Annotated in this window: 19 protein-coding genes and 1 pseudogene; 8 read left to right on the forward strand and 12 right to left on the reverse strand. The window is 66.3% G+C overall.

Annotated features, from left to right (window positions below):
• Positions 1-89: 89 nt before the first annotated feature.
• On the forward strand, positions 90-908 hold the full coding sequence (locus ACZY0B_RS04735) for a trypsin-like serine peptidase (RefSeq protein ID WP_463762867.1): 819 nt from the start codon (positions 90-92) through the stop codon (positions 906-908).
• A gap of 4 nt (positions 909-912) precedes the next feature.
• Here the strand turns inward: ACZY0B_RS04735 and sthA are convergent, their stop codons facing one another.
• Positions 913-2,319 (reverse strand): Si-specific NAD(P)(+) transhydrogenase, encoded by a 1,407-nt coding sequence (gene sthA, locus ACZY0B_RS04740; RefSeq protein ID WP_463762931.1) that lies wholly within the window; start codon positions 2,317-2,319, stop codon positions 913-915.
• Positions 2,320-2,432: 113 nt separating this feature from the next.
• Between sthA and ACZY0B_RS04745 the strand changes: the two genes are divergently transcribed.
• A complete protein-coding gene (locus ACZY0B_RS04745) occupies positions 2,433-3,491 on the forward strand; it encodes a DUF4192 domain-containing protein (RefSeq protein ID WP_463762868.1) in 1,059 nt (352 codons plus the stop codon).
• 6 nt (positions 3,492-3,497) lie between these two features.
• Here ACZY0B_RS04745 and ideR read toward each other — a convergent pair whose 3' ends face one another.
• From ideR to ACZY0B_RS04760, 3 genes and pseudogenes are all read right to left on the reverse strand, one after another.
• Positions 3,498-4,187, reverse strand: coding sequence for an iron-dependent transcriptional regulator IdeR (gene ideR / locus ACZY0B_RS04750; protein WP_463762869.1), 690 nt, complete (start codon positions 4,185-4,187; stop codon positions 3,498-3,500).
• Between the two features lie 146 nt (positions 4,188-4,333).
• Complete coding sequence (gene sigB / locus ACZY0B_RS04755) at positions 4,334-5,296, reverse strand: sigma-70 family RNA polymerase sigma factor SigB (RefSeq protein ID WP_108920061.1); 963 nt, start codon at positions 5,294-5,296, stop codon at positions 4,334-4,336.
• A 218-nt stretch (positions 5,297-5,514) separates the two neighbouring features.
• Positions 5,515-5,932: pseudogene (locus ACZY0B_RS04760) on the reverse strand (DUF3099 domain-containing protein); the annotation flags it as partial.
• Between the two features lie 58 nt (positions 5,933-5,990).
• Between ACZY0B_RS04760 and ACZY0B_RS04765 the strand changes: the two are divergent.
• Positions 5,991-6,230: a DUF3039 domain-containing protein gene (locus ACZY0B_RS04765; protein ID WP_463762870.1), complete on the forward strand. Its 240-nt coding sequence runs from the start codon at positions 5,991-5,993 to the stop codon at positions 6,228-6,230.
• Here the strand turns inward: ACZY0B_RS04765 and ACZY0B_RS04770 are convergent, their stop codons facing one another.
• Positions 6,231-7,235: a YihY/virulence factor BrkB family protein gene (locus ACZY0B_RS04770; protein WP_463762871.1), complete on the reverse strand. Its 1,005-nt coding sequence runs from the start codon at positions 7,233-7,235 to the stop codon at positions 6,231-6,233. It lies immediately after the preceding gene.
• Positions 7,236-7,301: 66 nt separating this feature from the next.
• Complete coding sequence (locus ACZY0B_RS04775; protein ID WP_463762872.1) at positions 7,302-7,487, reverse strand: DUF7455 domain-containing protein; 186 nt, start codon at positions 7,485-7,487, stop codon at positions 7,302-7,304.
• A 158-nt stretch (positions 7,488-7,645) separates the two neighbouring features.
• Between ACZY0B_RS04775 and ACZY0B_RS04780 the strand changes: the two genes are divergently transcribed.
• The gene (locus ACZY0B_RS04780; RefSeq protein ID WP_463762932.1) at positions 7,646-8,005 is read left to right on the forward strand and encodes a DUF952 domain-containing protein; all 360 of its coding nucleotides are present in this window, start codon (positions 7,646-7,648) and stop codon (positions 8,003-8,005) included.
• Here ACZY0B_RS04780 and ACZY0B_RS04785 read toward each other — a convergent pair.
• The 4 genes from ACZY0B_RS04785 to ppgK form a co-directional block, all read right to left on the reverse strand.
• Positions 7,990-8,367 carry a RidA family protein gene (locus tag ACZY0B_RS04785; protein WP_463762873.1) on the reverse strand — a complete coding sequence of 126 codons (378 nt, stop codon included), beginning with the start codon at positions 8,365-8,367 and terminating at the stop codon, positions 7,990-7,992. The genes ACZY0B_RS04780 and ACZY0B_RS04785 overlap by 16 nt on opposite strands.
• 95 nt (positions 8,368-8,462) lie before the next feature.
• Positions 8,463-9,329: a DUF4436 family protein gene (locus ACZY0B_RS04790; RefSeq protein WP_463762874.1), complete on the reverse strand. Its 867-nt coding sequence runs from the start codon at positions 9,327-9,329 to the stop codon at positions 8,463-8,465.
• Positions 9,330-9,376: 47 nt separating this feature from the next.
• Positions 9,377-10,906: an RNA polymerase sigma factor gene (locus tag ACZY0B_RS04795; protein WP_463762875.1), complete on the reverse strand. Its 1,530-nt coding sequence runs from the start codon at positions 10,904-10,906 to the stop codon at positions 9,377-9,379.
• A gap of 178 nt (positions 10,907-11,084) precedes the next feature.
• Complete coding sequence (gene ppgK, locus ACZY0B_RS04800; protein ID WP_463762876.1) at positions 11,085-11,894, reverse strand: polyphosphate--glucose phosphotransferase; 810 nt, start codon at positions 11,892-11,894, stop codon at positions 11,085-11,087.
• 127 nt (positions 11,895-12,021) lie between these two features.
• Here ppgK and ACZY0B_RS04805 point away from each other — a divergent pair, with 127 nt between their 5' ends.
• Positions 12,022-12,909: an inositol monophosphatase family protein gene (locus tag ACZY0B_RS04805; protein WP_463762877.1), complete on the forward strand. Its 888-nt coding sequence runs from the start codon at positions 12,022-12,024 to the stop codon at positions 12,907-12,909.
• 1 nt (position 12,910) lies between these two features.
• Here ACZY0B_RS04805 and cei read toward each other — a convergent pair whose 3' ends face one another.
• Complete coding sequence (gene cei / locus ACZY0B_RS04810) at positions 12,911-13,561, reverse strand: envelope integrity protein Cei (protein WP_463762878.1); 651 nt, start codon at positions 13,559-13,561, stop codon at positions 12,911-12,913.
• A 181-nt stretch (positions 13,562-13,742) separates the two neighbouring features.
• Here cei and ACZY0B_RS04815 point away from each other — a divergent pair, with 181 nt between their 5' ends.
• Positions 13,743-14,045 (forward strand): DUF4193 domain-containing protein, encoded by a 303-nt coding sequence (locus ACZY0B_RS04815; RefSeq protein WP_036468275.1) that lies wholly within the window; start codon positions 13,743-13,745, stop codon positions 14,043-14,045.
• A gap of 4 nt (positions 14,046-14,049) precedes the next feature.
• Here ACZY0B_RS04815 and ACZY0B_RS04820 read toward each other — a convergent pair whose 3' ends face one another.
• Positions 14,050-14,529 carry a DUF3093 domain-containing protein gene (locus ACZY0B_RS04820; protein WP_463762879.1) on the reverse strand — a complete coding sequence of 160 codons (480 nt, stop codon included), beginning with the start codon at positions 14,527-14,529 and terminating at the stop codon, positions 14,050-14,052.
• 25 nt (positions 14,530-14,554) lie between these two features.
• Between ACZY0B_RS04820 and dut the strand changes: the two genes are divergently transcribed.
• Positions 14,555-15,019 (forward strand): dUTP diphosphatase, encoded by a 465-nt coding sequence (gene dut, locus ACZY0B_RS04825; protein ID WP_463762880.1) that lies wholly within the window; start codon positions 14,555-14,557, stop codon positions 15,017-15,019.
• Positions 15,016-15,786, forward strand: a complete 771-nt coding sequence (locus ACZY0B_RS04830) for a DUF3710 domain-containing protein (protein WP_463762881.1) — start codon at positions 15,016-15,018, stop codon at positions 15,784-15,786. Before dut ends, ACZY0B_RS04830 begins: the two co-directional genes overlap by 4 nt.
• Positions 15,787-15,862 lie beyond the last annotated feature (76 nt).

The following is a 15,862-nucleotide window of genomic DNA, read 5'->3' on the forward strand; positions in this document are numbered from 1 at the left end:
CGGCACCGGATCTGCCAGCAAATCTAGGTGTCGCAGCGCGATGCGTCGAATTCCGCTTCCGCCGCTGCGGTCGGGCATGATGGGACGCGATGCGCCCGATGCTGCTGCTGTGCCCGATTGTCGGCCTCGCGACGTTACTGGCGTCGTGCGGCGGCCCGGTGCTGCACGTGTCGCTGCCCACCACGACACAGGCACCGAAAACGAGTGGGCCCGTACAACATCTGAGCCAGCCCGCGCCGGGCGCGGTTGCGGGTCCGGTGGATCCCGACAGGCGGGTGGGAGCAATCTTTCTGGACGGCAGCACCCAGCACGTGTGCACCGGCTCGGTGGTGCATTCCACGACCGGCAACCTGGTGCTGACCGCCGCGCACTGCCTGGCCGGAGCTGCCCAGATCTCGTTCGTACCGGGTCTGTCCGGTGACGGGCCGCCACCCGATCTCTGGACGGCGGACAACGTCTACCTGGATCCACGGTGGGTGGCCAGCAAAGATCCGCACGCCGATTACGCGATCGCGCGGGTCAACAGCCAGCACGGTGGTTCGGTGGAGTCGCATGCCGGGTTGGCGCTGACCCTGGGTACGGCTCCGCCTCCCAGCAGTCACGTCACCGTGGTGGGGTATCCGAGCGGCGTGGGCGGATCGCCGATCGGCTGTCAGGGCAGCACCGCAGTTACCGACGGTGGATTTCCCTCACTCGTATGCCAAGGGCTGGTCGGCGGTACCAGCGGCGCGCCCTGGGTCAGCGGCACCACCGTCGTCGGGCTGATCGGCGGACTCGAACGCGGCGGATGCGCCGAGAACGTGTCCTACTCCGCGCCGTTCGACGAACACATCGCCGAGCTGCTGGGCCGTGCCGAAGCCGGCGGTCCGGGCGACTCGGTGCCGGCCGACCTGGGCGACACCTGCTGAGGTGTCAGCGGCGGAACTGGTTGAGCGCCCGCACTTTGTTCATCACGTCGAGCGCGGCGACCTTGTAGGCCTCGGAGAACGTCGGGTAGTTGAACACCGCGTCGACCAGATACTCCACGGTGCCGCCGCATCCCATCACGGCCTGCCCGATGTGCACCATCTCGGTCGCGCTGGTGCCGAAGATGTGCACCCCGAGCAGCTTGAGGTCGTCGGTGGAGACCAGCAGCTTGAGCATGCCGTAGGAGTCACCGGCGATCTGGCCGCGGGCCAGCTCCCGGTAGCGGGCCATGCCGACCTCGTAGGGGACCGAGTTCTTGGTCAGTTCCACCTCGGTGGCGCCGACATAGGAGATTTCGGGAATCGAGTAGATGCCGATCGGCTGCAGGTCGGTAATGCCATCGCACGCTTCCCCGAACGCGTGGTAGGCGGCCAGGCGGCCCTGCTCCATCGAGGTCGCGGCCAAAGCGGGAAAGCCGATGACGTCGCCCACGGCGTAGATGTGGGGCACCTTGGTCGCGAAGTAATCGTCAACGAAAATCCGGCCGCGGTTGTCGGCCTCCAGTTCGGCGTTGTGCAGATCCAGGTGGTCGGTCTGACCTTGCCGTCCGGCGGAATACATCACCGTCTCCGCGGGAATCTGCTTGCCACTGGCCAGGGTTGTGATGGTGCCGGAAGCACCGACGTCGACGGCGGTCACTTCCTCACCGAACCGGAACGTCACCGCCAAATCGCGCAGATGGAACTTCAGCGCCTCGACGACCTCGGGGTCGCAGAAGTCGAGCATGTCGTCGCGTTTCTCCACGACGGTCACCTTGGTGCCCAGCGCGGCGAACATCGACGCGTACTCGATGCCGATCACGCCGGCGCCGACCACCACCATCGAAGTCGGCAGCGTCTTGAGGTCGAGAATCCCGTCGGAGTCGAGCACTCGGTCTTCGTCGAACTCGACGCCGGACGGCCGTGCCGGGCGGGTGCCGGTGGCGATCACGACGTATTTGCCACTGACGGTTAGCTTTTCGCGTCGAGAGGGGTCTTCGACCTCGATCGTGTGTGCGTCGATGAACCGCGCGTGGCCGATCAGCAGGTCGATCCGGTTGCGCATCAGCTGATTGCGCACCACGTCGACTTCCTTGCCGATCACGTGCTGGGTGCGGGCCAGCAGGTCGGCCGGGGTGATCTTCTCCTTGACGCGGTAGCTCGCGCCGTAGAGTTCCCGTTGGCTCATCCCGGTGAGGTAGAGCACCGCCTCGCGCAACGTCTTCGACGGGATGGTGCCGGTTTGCACGCACACGCCGCCCAGCATTTGGCCGCGTTCGACGATCGCGACCGATTTGCCGAGCTTGGCCGAGGCGATGGCGGCCTTCTGCCCGCCGGGCCCCGAGCCGATCACGACCATGTCGTATTCCTGCATCGATCCCATGAGATAGACGATAGAGCCCACAGTCGAGACTTTCTCCACAGACGGAAAGCTCAATTGCCTTGCGCGAGCGCGTTCTGACGGTGGCGGCCATCAGCGTTAGGCCCATGACACCGCATTCGCCCGATTTTGAACTGAACCGCCCAGGAGCACTGGTCGCCGCGCTACCCGCCGTTCTCGGCTTCGTTCCGGAGAATTCATTGGTCCTGGTGTCGTTGGACGGTGGCGAGTTGGGCGCGGTACTGAGGGTCGATCTCAGCGAGGAGCTCGGCGACCGGGTCGGGCACCTTGTCGAGGTTGCCGCCGCGGCGGAGCCCGAGGCGGTGATCGTGGTGATCATCGATGAGGAGGGCGCGCACTGTCCGCGGTGCAATGAGGAATACCGGCAGCTGTGCGCAACACTCGCAGAGGCGTTGGTGGAGAACAACATTGAGCTGTGGGCCGCGCATGTGGTGGACCGGGTGGCCCGCGGCGGGCATTGGCACTGCGTGGACGGCTGCGGCGCGAGCGGCACGGTCGACGATCCGTCGGCATCGCCGCTGGCCGCCGCGGCGGTGCTGGAAGGCCGGCGGCTCTATCCGCGCCGCGCCGACCTACAGGCCGTCGTGGCCGTCGAGGATCCGGCGCGAAGTGCCGCGCTGGCCGGGGCCCTCACCCGGCAGGCGGCTACCCGCGCACAGGCGCATCGCGCCGACCCGGTGGGCTGCGGTCGCCGCGACGTGGAAGCCGCGATCGCCGCGGCCGGCCGTGTCGGTGGCGGGCAATCGCTGTCCGACGCCGAGCTGGCCATCCTGGGCTGCGCGCTGAACGACGTGCAGGTGCGCGACACGTTGTACGCCCTGGCGGTCGGCGAGAAGGCCGGGGAAGCCGAGGCGCTGTGGGCGTCGCTGGCCCGCACCCTGCCGCAGCCGTGGCGCGTCGAAGCGCTGGTGTTGCTCGCGTTCAGTGCCTACGTCCGCGGCGATGGGCCGCTGGCCGGCGTGTCGCTGGAGGCAGCGCTACGCTGCGATCCGGATCACCGGATGGCAAGCATGCTGGATACGGCGTTGCAGTCCGGTCTGCGGCCGGAACAGATTCGGGACCTGGCGGTCACCGGCTATCGACTGGCTAAGCGGCTCGGCGTGCGGCTACCGCCGCAGCGGGTGTTCGGCCGCCGTGCGGGGTAAGGGAGGTCAGACCTTCTCGACCTTGACCGCGTGCGCCATCTCGTGCGGCAGGGTGACGTTCTCATGCCCGGGTATCACGATGGTGACTCCAACGGGACCGGTTTCGACGGTGACCCGCGCATTGGGCACGACGCCGGCGTCCTTGAGGCGGCTGATCAGATCGATGTCGCCCTGAACGTGCTCGGTGAGCTGACGGACCACGACCGCGACCGGCGAACCCGCCGGTAACTCGGTCAGCCGGACCAGGTTGGCGTCGTCGGCGCCGGAATTCGGACCCACACCCAGGTCCAGCAAACCCGGAATCGGGTTGCCGAACGGGGAAGTGGTCGGGTTGTCGAGCACCTTCACCAGCCGACGCTCGACATCCTCGCTCATCACGTGTTCCCACCGGCATGCCTCGGCGTGCACTTCTTCCCACGGCAGGCCGATGACGTCGACGAGCAGTCGCTCGGCGAGGCGGTGCTTGCGCATCACCGCGATGGCCAGGGCCCTGCCCTTGTCGGTGAGTTCCAGGTGCCGGTCACCGGCCACGTGGAGCAATCCGTCCCGCTCCATCCGGGAGACTGTCTGGCTGACGGTCGGACCGCTCTGGTCGAGCCGTTCGGCGATCCTGGCGCGCAGCGGCGTAACGCCCTCTTCCTCGAGGTCGTAGATGGTCCGCAGGTACATCTCGGTGGTATCAACCAGGTCGTTCATTCAGCACCCTCCATTGACGCCGAGTCTACTTGGCCAGCTGCCGAAATGGGCTTAACGCTCCCTAGGCAAGCAGTATGCCCGCCGCGCATCTGCGGCGGGCATACTGTCCTGCTACTTGGCTGAGTGGGCTGCCTGAGCCCGGGGGCTCAACTCGCGTACGAGCGCAGCCGATCGGCGCGTTCGCCGTTGCGGAGCTTCGCCATCACGTCGCGCTCGATTTGACGGACCCGCTCACGAGATAGGCCGAACAGCTTGCCGATCTGATCCAGCGTCCGCGGCTGGCCGTCGTCCAGACCGAAGCGCAACCGGATCACCTGGTGCTCCCGCTCGTCGAGAGTGGCGAGCACGCTGCGGATGTCGGTGTGCAGCAGCTCGGCGATCACCGCGTTCTCCGCGGACATCGCTTCGGCGTCCTCGATGAAATCGCCCAGCGGCGCTTCTTCCTCGGAGCCGACCGGCATGTCCAGGCTTACCGGGTCGCGGCTGTGCTCGAGCAGATCGTTGATCTTCTCGACCGGGATTCCCGACTCAGCGGCCAGTTCGTCGTCGGTGGCCTCGCGGCCGAGGTTCTGGTGCATCTCGCGCTTGATCCGCGCCAGCTTGTTGACCTGCTCGACGAGGTGAACGGGCAGCCGGATGGTGCGGCTCTGGTCGGCCATACCGCGGGTGATGGCCTGACGGATCCACCACGTGGCGTACGTCGAGAACTTGAATCCCTTTGTGTAGTCGAACTTTTCCATCGCGCGGATCAGCCCGAGGTTGCCTTCCTGAATCAGGTCGAGCAACGGCATCCCGCGGCCGGTGTAGCGCTTGGCCAGCGACACCACCAGACGCAGGTTTGCCTCCAGCAGGTGACGACGCGCCGCCTGCCCATCACGTGAGATGGCAGCTAGATCGCGTTTGCGGTTCTCGCCGAGGCGCTTCCGCGTCGCGAGCAGATGCTCGGCATATAACCCGGCCTCGATACGCTTCGCCAGTTCGACTTCGTCCGCGGCGGTCAGCAACGCCGTCTTCCCGATGCCGTTCAGATATACGCGCACGAGGTCCGCAGCCGGGCTCTGAGCATCTAGATCGCTGGTGTCGAACCTGCCTGTGATGGCATTCGCCATGGCGGCCTCCCGATTGGCTTGTAACTGTCATGGTGTTTAACGACAGATCAGCCCTGAGAGTTCCCATCCCGCCGTCATCTCACACGCTTTGACGTGCAGAAATGTGCCGACGACCTGAGAATGTCCTGAGAAGTGCGCGCCGCGGCCCGGTCAGCCGGAACCGGCGTCGTACCCGTGACCCGGGTTGTACTCAGAACCCGGGTCGTAGTCGTGGCCCGGCGAGCCCGGCTGCGGCCGCCGGGGTCGCGGCGCCTCGAGCGCCGGCCGCTCGGCCGTCGGGAACAACGGCGTGCGCCGAGCGGCATCGTGGAACCGCCGGGGCTCGTCCGAGCGGCGGGGCGGCCGGTCGTTGGCGATCAATACGGCGATCCACGGCAGCGGTATCGAGGCCCCGACGATCAGCAGCGAGATCAGGCCGTTGTGCCAGGCGCCATAGGCGAGGGCCGCAAGGATCAGCGCGGGAATCCGGAACGACATGATCGTCAGATACTTACGGACCCGGGCGCGATGCTGCTCTTCGTACGAGGGCTCGGCGGCGGTGATGAGTACCGGCCGCGCTTTGTGGCCGTCGAAGTCGTCAAACCTGTCGTCGAACTCCGGATCGGAGCCGCGCTTCATCTCTCCACTGTCCCACACGTGATCGATTCCGGCTCAGCCGGTTTTGCAGCGACGCCGAGCGTGCACAATGTGAGGTATGCAGACCCAGACGATCGAGCGCACCGACACCGACGAACGCGTCGACGACGGGACCGGCAGCGACACCCCCAAGTACTTCCACTACGTCAAGAAGGACAAGATCGCCGAGAGCGCGGTCATGGGTAGCCATGTCGTCGCGTTGTGCGGTGAGGTTTTTCCCGTGACGAAGGCGGCCAAGCCTGGCTCACCGGTCTGTCCGGAATGCAAGCAGATCTACGAGCGGCTCAAGAAGAGCTGATCAGCTCGGCGGTTCTGCCGGTGCGGCATCGCGACCCTGGGTCGCGGGATTCGTCGTCACCGGATTCGATAACGCCTCCGCCGTCTTTTTCAGTGCGGGCGAGCGCGACAACAGCCATTTACGCAGCCGGTGGGCGTGTGTCCGGGGCGCGGGGAATTCTTCCTGGATCGCCGCATTGAGTTCGGCGCCGATCATGATCGCGAAACCGCCGAAGAACGCGAACAGCAGAAACGCGATCGGCGTGGACAGCGCGCCGTAGGTGTAGCCGGTGCTGGTGATCCACCGCAAGTAGACCCGCAGGCCCAGAGTCGCGATCACGAACACGGCGGTAGCCAGGACGGCGCCGAAGACCAGCCGATGCGTGGGCAGTGGTTCCGGCAGCGCCACCCGGTACAAAATGATGACCCCCATCATCAGCCCGAGGATCAGCGCCGGGTAATAGCCGTAGTGCAGCGCGTTGGCCAAGGTGTCCGGGATGTGTTCGGACACCTTGCGCGGACCCACGACCAGGACCGGTGCGGCCACCACCGCGGCCACCAGCCCCACCACATAGAGGAACAGCGCGAACAGCCGTTGTCGCACCGGATGGCGCAGTGGTGTTTGGTCATGCGCCTCGACCACGGAGTCGACGAACGAGGAGATCGCCGACGAGCCCGCCCACAGCGACAGCAAAAAGCCGAGTGAGACCACCTCACCGCGGGCGTGCGCCGTGATGTCACGGACGGTGGGTTCGATGATCTCGACGACGACGCTGGCCGAGAAAAGGCTGTGGGCCGCCGAGATCGCGCTCTTCTCGATGCTGGGCAGCGCGTCCGGCCCGAACAGCGGGGCCACGTAGGCCAAGCTGCCCAGCATTCCCAACAGCAATGGGGGCGTCGAAAGCGCCGACCAAAAACCCGCCTGCGCGGACTCGGAAAAGATGGAGTCGTCCCAGCTTTTAACCAGAGTCCGCAATCCAATTCGCCAGACGTGATGGCGCGACGGCTTTGCAGTCTGCTCGCTCATACCGGTCCAGCATTACCGATGAGTGCGCCCACACCTCACATTGTGAACGGGTGAGTTTCGCTGGACCTAGCTGGCGCTAACCTCTAACACGGCGGCGAGCTCGACAAGCTTGGCCTCGTGCTCGTTAGCGTGGTGCTGGCAGAAGAGAAGTTCGGCTCCGGAAGGCAGCTTGGCGCGTACGCGAGCTGCAGCACCGCAGCGGTCGCAGCGGTCGGCTCGAGTCAGCTCGCGACTTGTCAGAGTTGCGTTCATTGGCTTCTCCGTTCTCGTTTATCCACTTTCTCAGACGTTGGGCGTTTTCGCGTTGTTCCCCGATCGTTATCGGGTGTGTCGTTTCTCACGGATTTGTCGACCGCTGTCACGCAGGCGCTTTAAGGTGACCGATCGTGGCCCCAGCTCCTGACGTACTGATGCATCTGTGTGCGGGCGACGAGTGGTCTCGCGCCCGCGATCGCGGGGCGATCCACCCCTCGGTGCCCGGTCCCGACGGCATCGCTGCGTTCATCCATCTGTCAGCGCCTGAGCAGGTGCACCTGCCGGCCAACCGGCTCTTCCACGGACGTCAGGACTTGGTCCTGCTGCACATCGACCCCGATTTGCTGGATTCACCCGTGCGTTGGGAGCCAGGCGTGCCGACCGATCCGGAGGCCATGCTGTTCCCGCACCTGTACGGACCGCTGCCGGTCGCCGCTGTGAAAAGGGTCACCGTTTATTTGCCGGGGCCCGGGGGAGCATTTGCGCCGCTGGTAAGTCCTCACGACCCGACGTAGGCGTCGGCCTCGATCTCCACCAGCAGTTCGGGTGCGATCAGCGCCGAGACTTCGACCATGGTCGCCACGGGACGTATCTCCCCGAAGACCCGCGCGTGCACCGCCGCTACCTCGCGCCACCGCGAAATGTCGGTCACGTACATGCGGGTGCGGACCACGTCGGTCAGCGAAGCTCCCGCCTCTTGGAGCGCAATCTCGATGCGGCGCAAGGCGTCTTGGGCTTGCGCGGCGATGTCATCCGCGGGCCCGCTGCCGGTCGTGCCGGCGATCGCCACATACGGGCCTACTCGCACCGCACGCGAGTAGCCGACCGTGGATTCGAAGTCGGATCCTGACGAGACGAGGACGCGGTTGCCGGACATGGGGTCACAGTAGCCTCCGCCGGCCGATCGGCGAAGAGGTGACTACGGAACATGTTGGAAGACAGCTGATTTGCGCTGTTCGGGCGGAACGGCATTCAGCTTCGGCGGATCCGGAAAATGAGCAGGGCGACCAGGCCGAGTCCGAGTGCCACTTCGCACCAGAAGTAGGACAGGTAATCGGCGAGCGCACCAAGGGCTGGTGCGTTGGGCATTGAGTTGCGGATCGCGGTAAAGGCGAAGAGCAGGACACCAAGCAGTGAAATCAGTGGGGTGTCGATCGCGGCACCGGTGCGGATCAGCTTCGCTGAGAGCCATAGCGCGAGGACCGTCACCGTCCACATCAGCAGCATGATGAATACCGCGAATATCCACGTCGCGGGTCCGCGGGATACGCCGATCGTCAAGTTGTTGCCGCCGTTCGGTTCCCGTGTGGGATCGGCGATGTCGATGCTGTAGCCATGGAGAGACCCGTCGGCGACCAGCACCGAGGGGACAGCGGCGCCGTCACTGGTGAGGACGCGCACACCGAAAAGTGCGCTGTAACGATCGAAGGGATACTGGCTGACATCGCCGCCTTCGAGCGCAACGGGGAGGGTACTGGGCGTCATCACGCCGCCCGCGGCGAACGATTCGTCAACCAGACCGGCGCCGCCGACCGCGACGACCCGGACGCGTTGGGCCAGGAAGACCCCGTCCTGTGCGAAGCGTCCTCTCGGTTCGAAATCGAGCCGAACCATCAACTGGGGATCCCCGGGAACCATCTTTTCGAGGTTGGCATGGATCCGGACACCGTCGGCCAGGTTCCTATCACCGGATACGCCCGACGCGTGGCCCTCCTCCTCAAACGAGAGGGCGGCCATGGCCACCAGGCAGACGAAGACCAGTACTGCGAGCAGCAGGAGCGTATGTCGGCGACGCGCTACTGGACCAGATTTGACGCCAGTACCGACGGCCACGCCCACACCCTAGATGAGCACACCCCGGCGTGCTGGTCGTCGGGCAACTCTGGTCAGTCCAGGTAGTCGCGCAACACCTGGGAGCGGCTGGGGTGGCGCAGCTTCGACATGGTCTTGGATTCGATCTGGCGGATGCGCTCGCGGGTCACGCCGTAGACCTGGCCGATCTCGTCGAGGGTACGAGGCTGGCCGTCGGTGAGACCGAAGCGCAGCCGTACTACACCGGCTTCGCGCTCCGAGAGCGTCTCGAGCACCGATTGCAACTGGTCTTGCAGCAAGGTGAAGGACACCGCGTCGACGGCCACCACCGCTTCGCTGTCTTCGATGAAGTCACCGAGCTGGCTGTCGCCCTCGTCGCCGATGGTCTGGTCCAGCGAGATGGGCTCGCGGGCGTACTGCTGGATCTCCAGCACCTTCTCCGGCGTGATGTCCATTTCCTTGGCCAGCTCTTCAGGCGTGGGCTCGCGGCCCAGATCCTGCAGCAGCTCGCGCTGAATGCGGCCCAGCTTGTTGATCACCTCGACCATGTGCACCGGGATGCGGATGGTGCGGGCCTGGTCGGCCATGGCGCGGGTGATCGCCTGACGGATCCACCACGTCGCGTAGGTGGAGAACTTGTATCCCTTGGTGTAGTCGAACTTCTCGACAGCGCGGATCAGACCCAGGTTTCCTTCCTGGATCAGGTCGAGGAAGGCCATGCCGCGGCCTGTGTAGCGCTTGGCCAGCGAAACCACCAGCCGCAAGTTGGCTTCCAGCAGATGGTTTTTCGCGCGGTCTCCGTCGCGGCAGATCCACATCATGTCGCGGCGCTGGGCGGCGGGCAGTTTGTCGCCACGCTCGGCGTGCTCGGTCATCAGCTGGGTGGCATACAGGCCGGCTTCGATCCGCTTGGCCAGCTCGACCTCTTCCTCGGCATTAAGCAGCGCCACCTTGCCGATCTGCTTGAGGTAAGCACGAACCGAGTCAGCGGACGCGGTGAGTTCGGCGTCCTTGCGGGCCTGCCGCAACGCCTCGGATTCGTCTTCGTCCCAGACGAAATCGCCGGAGGCCTTGTCCTTTTCGGAGGGCTCAGCGATCTCCTCCTCGTCCTCGGCCGGCGCCTTGACGGCCGCCGGCTTCGCGGCGCTCGCGCCCTCCTCGGCGTCGTCGTCCCCCTCGCCGGCCTCGGCGGGCGCTACCTCATCCTCCAGCTCGTCGAGGACGAGGTCGGCGTCGATTTCGAGGTCCTCGACGGGCACATCCGCGAGGTCCGGCTCGCCGTCGAGGTCCTCGGCGGCGTTCTCGTCGACGCCCTCCGGGCTCTCGTCGTCGTCGGCGCCCTTGGCTGCGGCCTTGGTTCCGCGACCCGATGGCGCCTTGCCCGCGGCCGCCTTGGCGGGAGTGCGGGACTTCTTCGCGGCGCCGCCCTCGGCGGTCGCCTCGGTGTCGTCGGCGGGCTTGGTGGCCGTCGCCGCAGCCTTCGTCGCGCGCTTCGCCGGTGCGGCGCCATTGGCGGCCTTTGCCGCGGGCCGCTTGGCGGGGGTCTTGGTGGCGGTGCGCTTCACCGGCTCATCGGTTGCCGGGCTGGTCTTGGTGGCTGCCACGTACACCCCTTCGGTTGGACTCACTTTTCGGTGGGTTTGGGCATGGTTAACCGAAAGTGTCTGCTATGTCGAATGTCGGCGTTGGTATCAGCGTGACTGCTCGCACGCTATCTGTCGGGCGGTCGCCGTGGACCATTGTAACGACAGTGCGCGCTCCTACCGCCCCAGCGGGGAAAATTCAGTGCGTTACGTCCGCGGTCGAGGCCATCGCGGCGCCGACTATCCCCGCGGTATTGAGCAATGCCGCCGGGACCACCGGGGTGCGGTTTTCGAGCAGCGGCACCCATTGGTCGGCCTTTCGGCTGATCCCACCGCCGGCGATGATCAGGTCGGGCCATATCGCGTTCTCGATGGCGATCAGCACCCTGGTCACCTCTTTCGTCCAGCGCCGGTAGCTCCACTCGTTCTTGTCTTTGACCGACGACGCCGCGCGTTTCTCGGCTTCTTTGCCACCGACTTCGAGATGGCCGAACTCGGTGTTGGGTATCAGTTTCCCGTTGTGGATCAGGGCGGACCCGATTCCAGTTCCGAACGTCAGCAACACGACCAGCCCGGACTTATTCTTGCCCGCCCCGTAGCGCTCTTCGGCGAGCCCGGCCGCGTCGGCATCGTTGAGAACGGTGACCTCCTGGCCGTTCAGCTCGGAGCTGATGACGTCGCGCGCGTTGGTCCCGATCCAGGCGGGGTCGACGTTGGCGGCCGTCTGGACGATGCCGTGGGTGACGACGCCGGGATAGGTCACGCCGAGTGGACCGGTCCACCCGAATTCCTTGACGACCTTGGCGATGGTCTTGCCGACGGCCGACGGCGTGGCGGGTTGCGGTGTCAGCAGTTTGACCCGGTCGCCGACCAACAGTCCGGTGTCCAGGTCGACGATGCCGCCTTTGATTCCGCTGCCGCCGACGTCGATGCCGAATCCACGACGCTGCGGCGTGCTGGAGGCTGCCTCGGCACCGGGTGTATCCGTGGCCGATTCGGTGCTGGTCATCGAAATCTCCTTGGCGAGATTTGGGCTGGTTCACACCTTAGCTGGCAACGATGCGGTTGCGGTCGGGCAATGCGAGCGGGGTGTCGCCGGCCTGCGCCGTGGTGGGCGACTGTGATGCCATAGACCGGTGACACGACCCGACGTGCGGGCGCCAGCCGATTGCGGGGGAGAGCCCGCCCGGCTGCGCTCGGTAGCCGAGACGCTAGCCGCCGAAGCCGCCGCGTTCGTGAGGTCTCGCCGCGCCGAGGTGTTCGGCGCTCACGCGGGCGCGACCGACAGCGGCGCGGTGCGGTCCAAAAGCACACCGACCGATCCGGTGACGGTGGTCGACACCGAGACCGAGCGGCTGCTGCGTGACCGGTTGGCCGAATTACGGCCCGGCGAACCGATTCTCGGGGAGGAGGGCGGCGGGCCCGCCGATGCCACCGACGCGGTCACCTGGGTGCTCGATCCCATCGACGGCACGGTGAATTTCGTCTACGGCATACCGGCGTACGCGGTGTCGGTCGGGGCGCAGCGCAACGGCGTGTCGGTGGCCGGCGCGGTCGCCGACGTCGTCGGGGGCCGGGTCTACTCCGCGGCGACAGGCCTCGGTGCGCACTTCATCGACGAGCAGGGGACGCACCCGTCGCGGTGTGCCGACGTCGACGAATTGTCGATGGCCTTGCTGGGCACCGGCTTTGGGTATTCGATCGCGCGCCGCACCACCCAGGCGGCGCTGCTGGCGCAACTGCTGCCGCTGGTTCGCGATGTGCGGCGGATCGGTTCCGCGGCGCTGGACTTGTGCATGGTCGCGGCGGGGCGGCTGGACGCCTACTACGAGCACGGGCTGCAGGTGTGGGATCACGCGGCGGGTGCACTGATCGCCGCCGAGGCCGGGGCGCGGGTGTTGGTGCCGCCGCCGGACGGGCCGGTCGGCGGCGCCGGACTGGTGATCGCGGCCGCGCCCGGAATCGCCGACGAACTGCTGGCGGCCCTGGAGCAATTCAACGGCCTTGCGCCCATCGCGGACTGAATCAGCAGCTGCTGGCGTGAATCTTCGATAACAGCGAGGGATCTGACGTTCCGGTGGCACCGGGGCGCAGGCTGGCGAGCACCGAGTCGATGTCGTCGTTGTGGGCCAGCGCGGTGAATTCCGTGCCGACGGCCAGGTCGACGGAGTCGTCGGCGCGATTGTCGTTGAACAGCTCGCTGCACGGGGCAACCAGCCAGACCGCGGCGGCGGTGGCTTGTCCGGCCGTACCGAAGCGGATCTGCCCCTGGCAGGTCAGGCGGGTACCGGCGTAAATCGGGTCGTTGGCCGCGGTCGGCTGCGCGAAGCCCAGATCCTTCATCGCACCGGCGACGTCGGCGGCCTGCCCGCCGCGGCCGCTGGCGTTGAGGACGCGGACCTTGGTGTCGGCGAGTTTGGCGGGCATCACGTCGGCCATCGCACTGCGCGACATCTGCTCGCCGATTTGGGCCGGCGCCGATCCGGTCGGCTGCGGGGGCGGGTTGCACGCTTGGACTTCGCGTTCTTTCGCGGGTCGGGTGAGCGCCACGGTCCACGCGACACCCGTCACGGCCACCAGGAAAACCAGCACGACGATGGCAGGCCGGGGATTGCGCCGCCGAAAGGGCCGACCGTGCTTGTCGAAGGCTGTACCCTCGGTGATTTGTGCGACCACAGCTGCACTCTAGCTGCAACTAAATCCACTGTTTAAAGGCAAATATGAGGGTCAATCCGGGGGTGTGAGGTAAATCACAACCGAATCGACCGGGTTCTGGGCACGAATCATTTGGTGGATGCGTTCGACGCTGGTACAAAGCGTTGCTTGAGGTAACGCAGGCATGTGAGGGGATTGGACGATGCCTACCGACTACGACGCTCCACGGCGCACCGAAACGGACGACGTTTCGGAGGACTCGCTGGAGGAGCTCAAAGCTCGACGGAACGAAGCGGCGTCGGCCGTTGTCGACGTGGACGAATCTGAGTCTGCCGAGAACTTCGAACTGCCTGGCGCCGACCTGTCTGGCGAGGAGCTATCTGTTCGGGTCATCCCGAAACAAGCTGACGAGTTCACCTGCTCGAGCTGCTTTTTGGTGCAACACCGCAGTCGACTTGCCAGCGAGAAGAACGGCGTGATGATCTGCACCGACTGCGCAGCCTGATCGGTCAGCTGCGTAATGCCGACAGCACCCGCTCGGGGTGACGGCAGCTCACCATCCAGTACGGCGTCGGGTCGTCTGGGTCATCGAGGACGAGCAAAATCATCGGTCCGACCCATGCGCGATGCAGCACGAACGCCGCAGGGTCGAGCTGACGTCCCAGTGCCGCCGACTTCGCCGACGGCGCAATCTCCGCGGATCGGGCGATCACGGTGACCGGCAGATGGGCTTCGGAGGCCCACAGTTGCACCACACCGTCGTCGTCGGCGGTGACTCGGATTTCGACGCGGCCCAGCCACAACAGCGCACCGGTGGCCACGATGAACAGCACCACAAACGGCAGCCAATCGGGGAGGGCCTTGACACCGAGATTGACTTCGACAGCAATCAACGTCGCCAGCGCGAAGGCCGGTGGCCACCACCACCATGGGACCCACAGCCGCTCGCGATATCGCACGCTGTGCGGCGCGACGCGCGTACTGGACACGCGGTCAAGGGTAGTCTGTGGCCCCGTGTCGACCAGTCTGGCCGTTGTCCGCCTCGACCCCGAGCTCCCGCTACCCAATCGTGCGCACGACGGCGACGCGGGGGTTGACCTTTACAGCGCCGAAGACGTGCGGCTGGACCCGGGGCAGCGCGCCCTGGTCCGGACGGGCGTGGCGGTCGCCATCCCGTTCGGAATGGTCGGCTTGGTGCACCCGCGCTCGGGATTGGCTGCGCGGGTTGGACTTTCGATCGTCAACAGTCCGGGTACCATCGACGCGGGCTATCGCGGCGAGATCAAGGTTGCGCTGATCAACCTCGACCCGGCCGAGCCGATCGTGGTGCACCGCGGCGATCGGATCGCCCAGCTGCTGGTGCAGCGGGTCGAGTTAGTCGAGCTGGTTGAGGTCGCGTCGTTCGACGAGGCCGGGCTGGCCGAAACATCCCGTGGCGATGGTGGCCACGGTTCCTCCGGCGGACATGCGAGTTTGTGATGGCATTCGGTAGACGTTCTGGCAAAGACGACAGCGACGACATTTCAGCCACGGCGGCCGGCGACGACCCGGTCGACAGCGCCGCCGCTGGGCCAGCCGACGAGCTGGCGGGCCCGTTCGATATCGACGACTTCGACGACCCGTCGGTGGCGGAGCTCGCCCGGCTCGATCTGGGCTCGGTTCTCATCCCGATGCCGGAAGCCGGCCAACTGCAGGTCGAGCTGACCGAGACCGGCGTGCCGAGCGCCGTGTGGGTCGTCACGCCCAACGGCCGGTTCACGATCGCCGCCTACGCCGCCCCCAAGACGGGTGGCCTGTGGCGTGAGGTGGCCGGCGAACTCGCCGACTCGCTGCGCAAGGACTCGGCCCAGGTCAGCATCAAGGACGGCCCGTGGGGTCGCGAGGTGGTCGGCACCGCCACGGGAGTGGTGCGCTTCATCGGGGTCGACGGCTACCGCTGGATGATCCGCTGCGTGATCAATGGCGCGCACGAGACCATGGAGGCGCTGGAACAGGAGGCGCGGGCGGCGTTGGCGGACACCGTGGTTCGCCGCGACGACACCCCGCTGCCGGTGCGTACACCACTGGCCGTGAACCTTCCCGAGCCGATGGCCGAGCAGCTGCGGCAGGCCGCTGTGCAGCAGGCCGAGGCGCAGCAGCAGGCCTCGGAACAGACCTACGCGGAGCAGCCGCCCAACGATCCGGCCGCGCGCCGCAGCGTGGACGGATCGGCCATGCAGCAGTTGCGCACCACCACCGGCGGCTAGCCCCGCCCGTTCGACCGTCGAGTGTGCGGCGATACCGTCGAGCGTGCACTCGACGGTATCGAGTGTGAATCCGCGG

Source organism: Mycobacterium sp. IDUB_19 (genome assembly GCF_055419445.1).

Bases quoted from the DNA above. Each gene is read 5' to 3' on its own strand.
- ACZY0B_RS04735 (WP_463762867.1), top strand. From the start codon at position 90: ATGCGCCCGATGCTGCTGCTGTGCCCGATTGTCGGCCTCGCGACGTTA.
- sthA (WP_463762931.1), bottom strand. From the start codon at position 2,319: ATGCAGGAATACGACATGGTCGTGATCGGCTCGGGGCCCGGCGGGCAG.
- ACZY0B_RS04745 (WP_463762868.1), top strand. From the start codon at position 2,433: ATGACACCGCATTCGCCCGATTTTGAACTGAACCGCCCAGGAGCACTG.
- ideR (WP_463762869.1), bottom strand. From the start codon at position 4,187: ATGAACGACCTGGTTGATACCACCGAGATGTACCTGCGGACCATCTAC.
- sigB (WP_108920061.1), bottom strand. From the start codon at position 5,296: ATGGCGAATGCCATCACAGGCAGGTTCGACACCAGCGATCTAGATGCT.
- ACZY0B_RS04765 (WP_463762870.1), top strand. From the start codon at position 5,991: ATGCAGACCCAGACGATCGAGCGCACCGACACCGACGAACGCGTCGAC.
- ACZY0B_RS04770 (WP_463762871.1), bottom strand. From the start codon at position 7,235: ATGAGCGAGCAGACTGCAAAGCCGTCGCGCCATCACGTCTGGCGAATT.
- ACZY0B_RS04775 (WP_463762872.1), bottom strand. From the start codon at position 7,487: ATGAACGCAACTCTGACAAGTCGCGAGCTGACTCGAGCCGACCGCTGC.
- ACZY0B_RS04780 (WP_463762932.1), top strand. From the start codon at position 7,646: ATGCATCTGTGTGCGGGCGACGAGTGGTCTCGCGCCCGCGATCGCGGG.
- ACZY0B_RS04785 (WP_463762873.1), bottom strand. From the start codon at position 8,367: ATGTCCGGCAACCGCGTCCTCGTCTCGTCAGGATCCGACTTCGAATCC.
- ppgK (WP_463762876.1), bottom strand. From the start codon at position 11,894: ATGACCAGCACCGAATCGGCCACGGATACACCCGGTGCCGAGGCAGCC.
- ACZY0B_RS04815 (WP_036468275.1), top strand. From the start codon at position 13,743: ATGCCTACCGACTACGACGCTCCACGGCGCACCGAAACGGACGACGTT.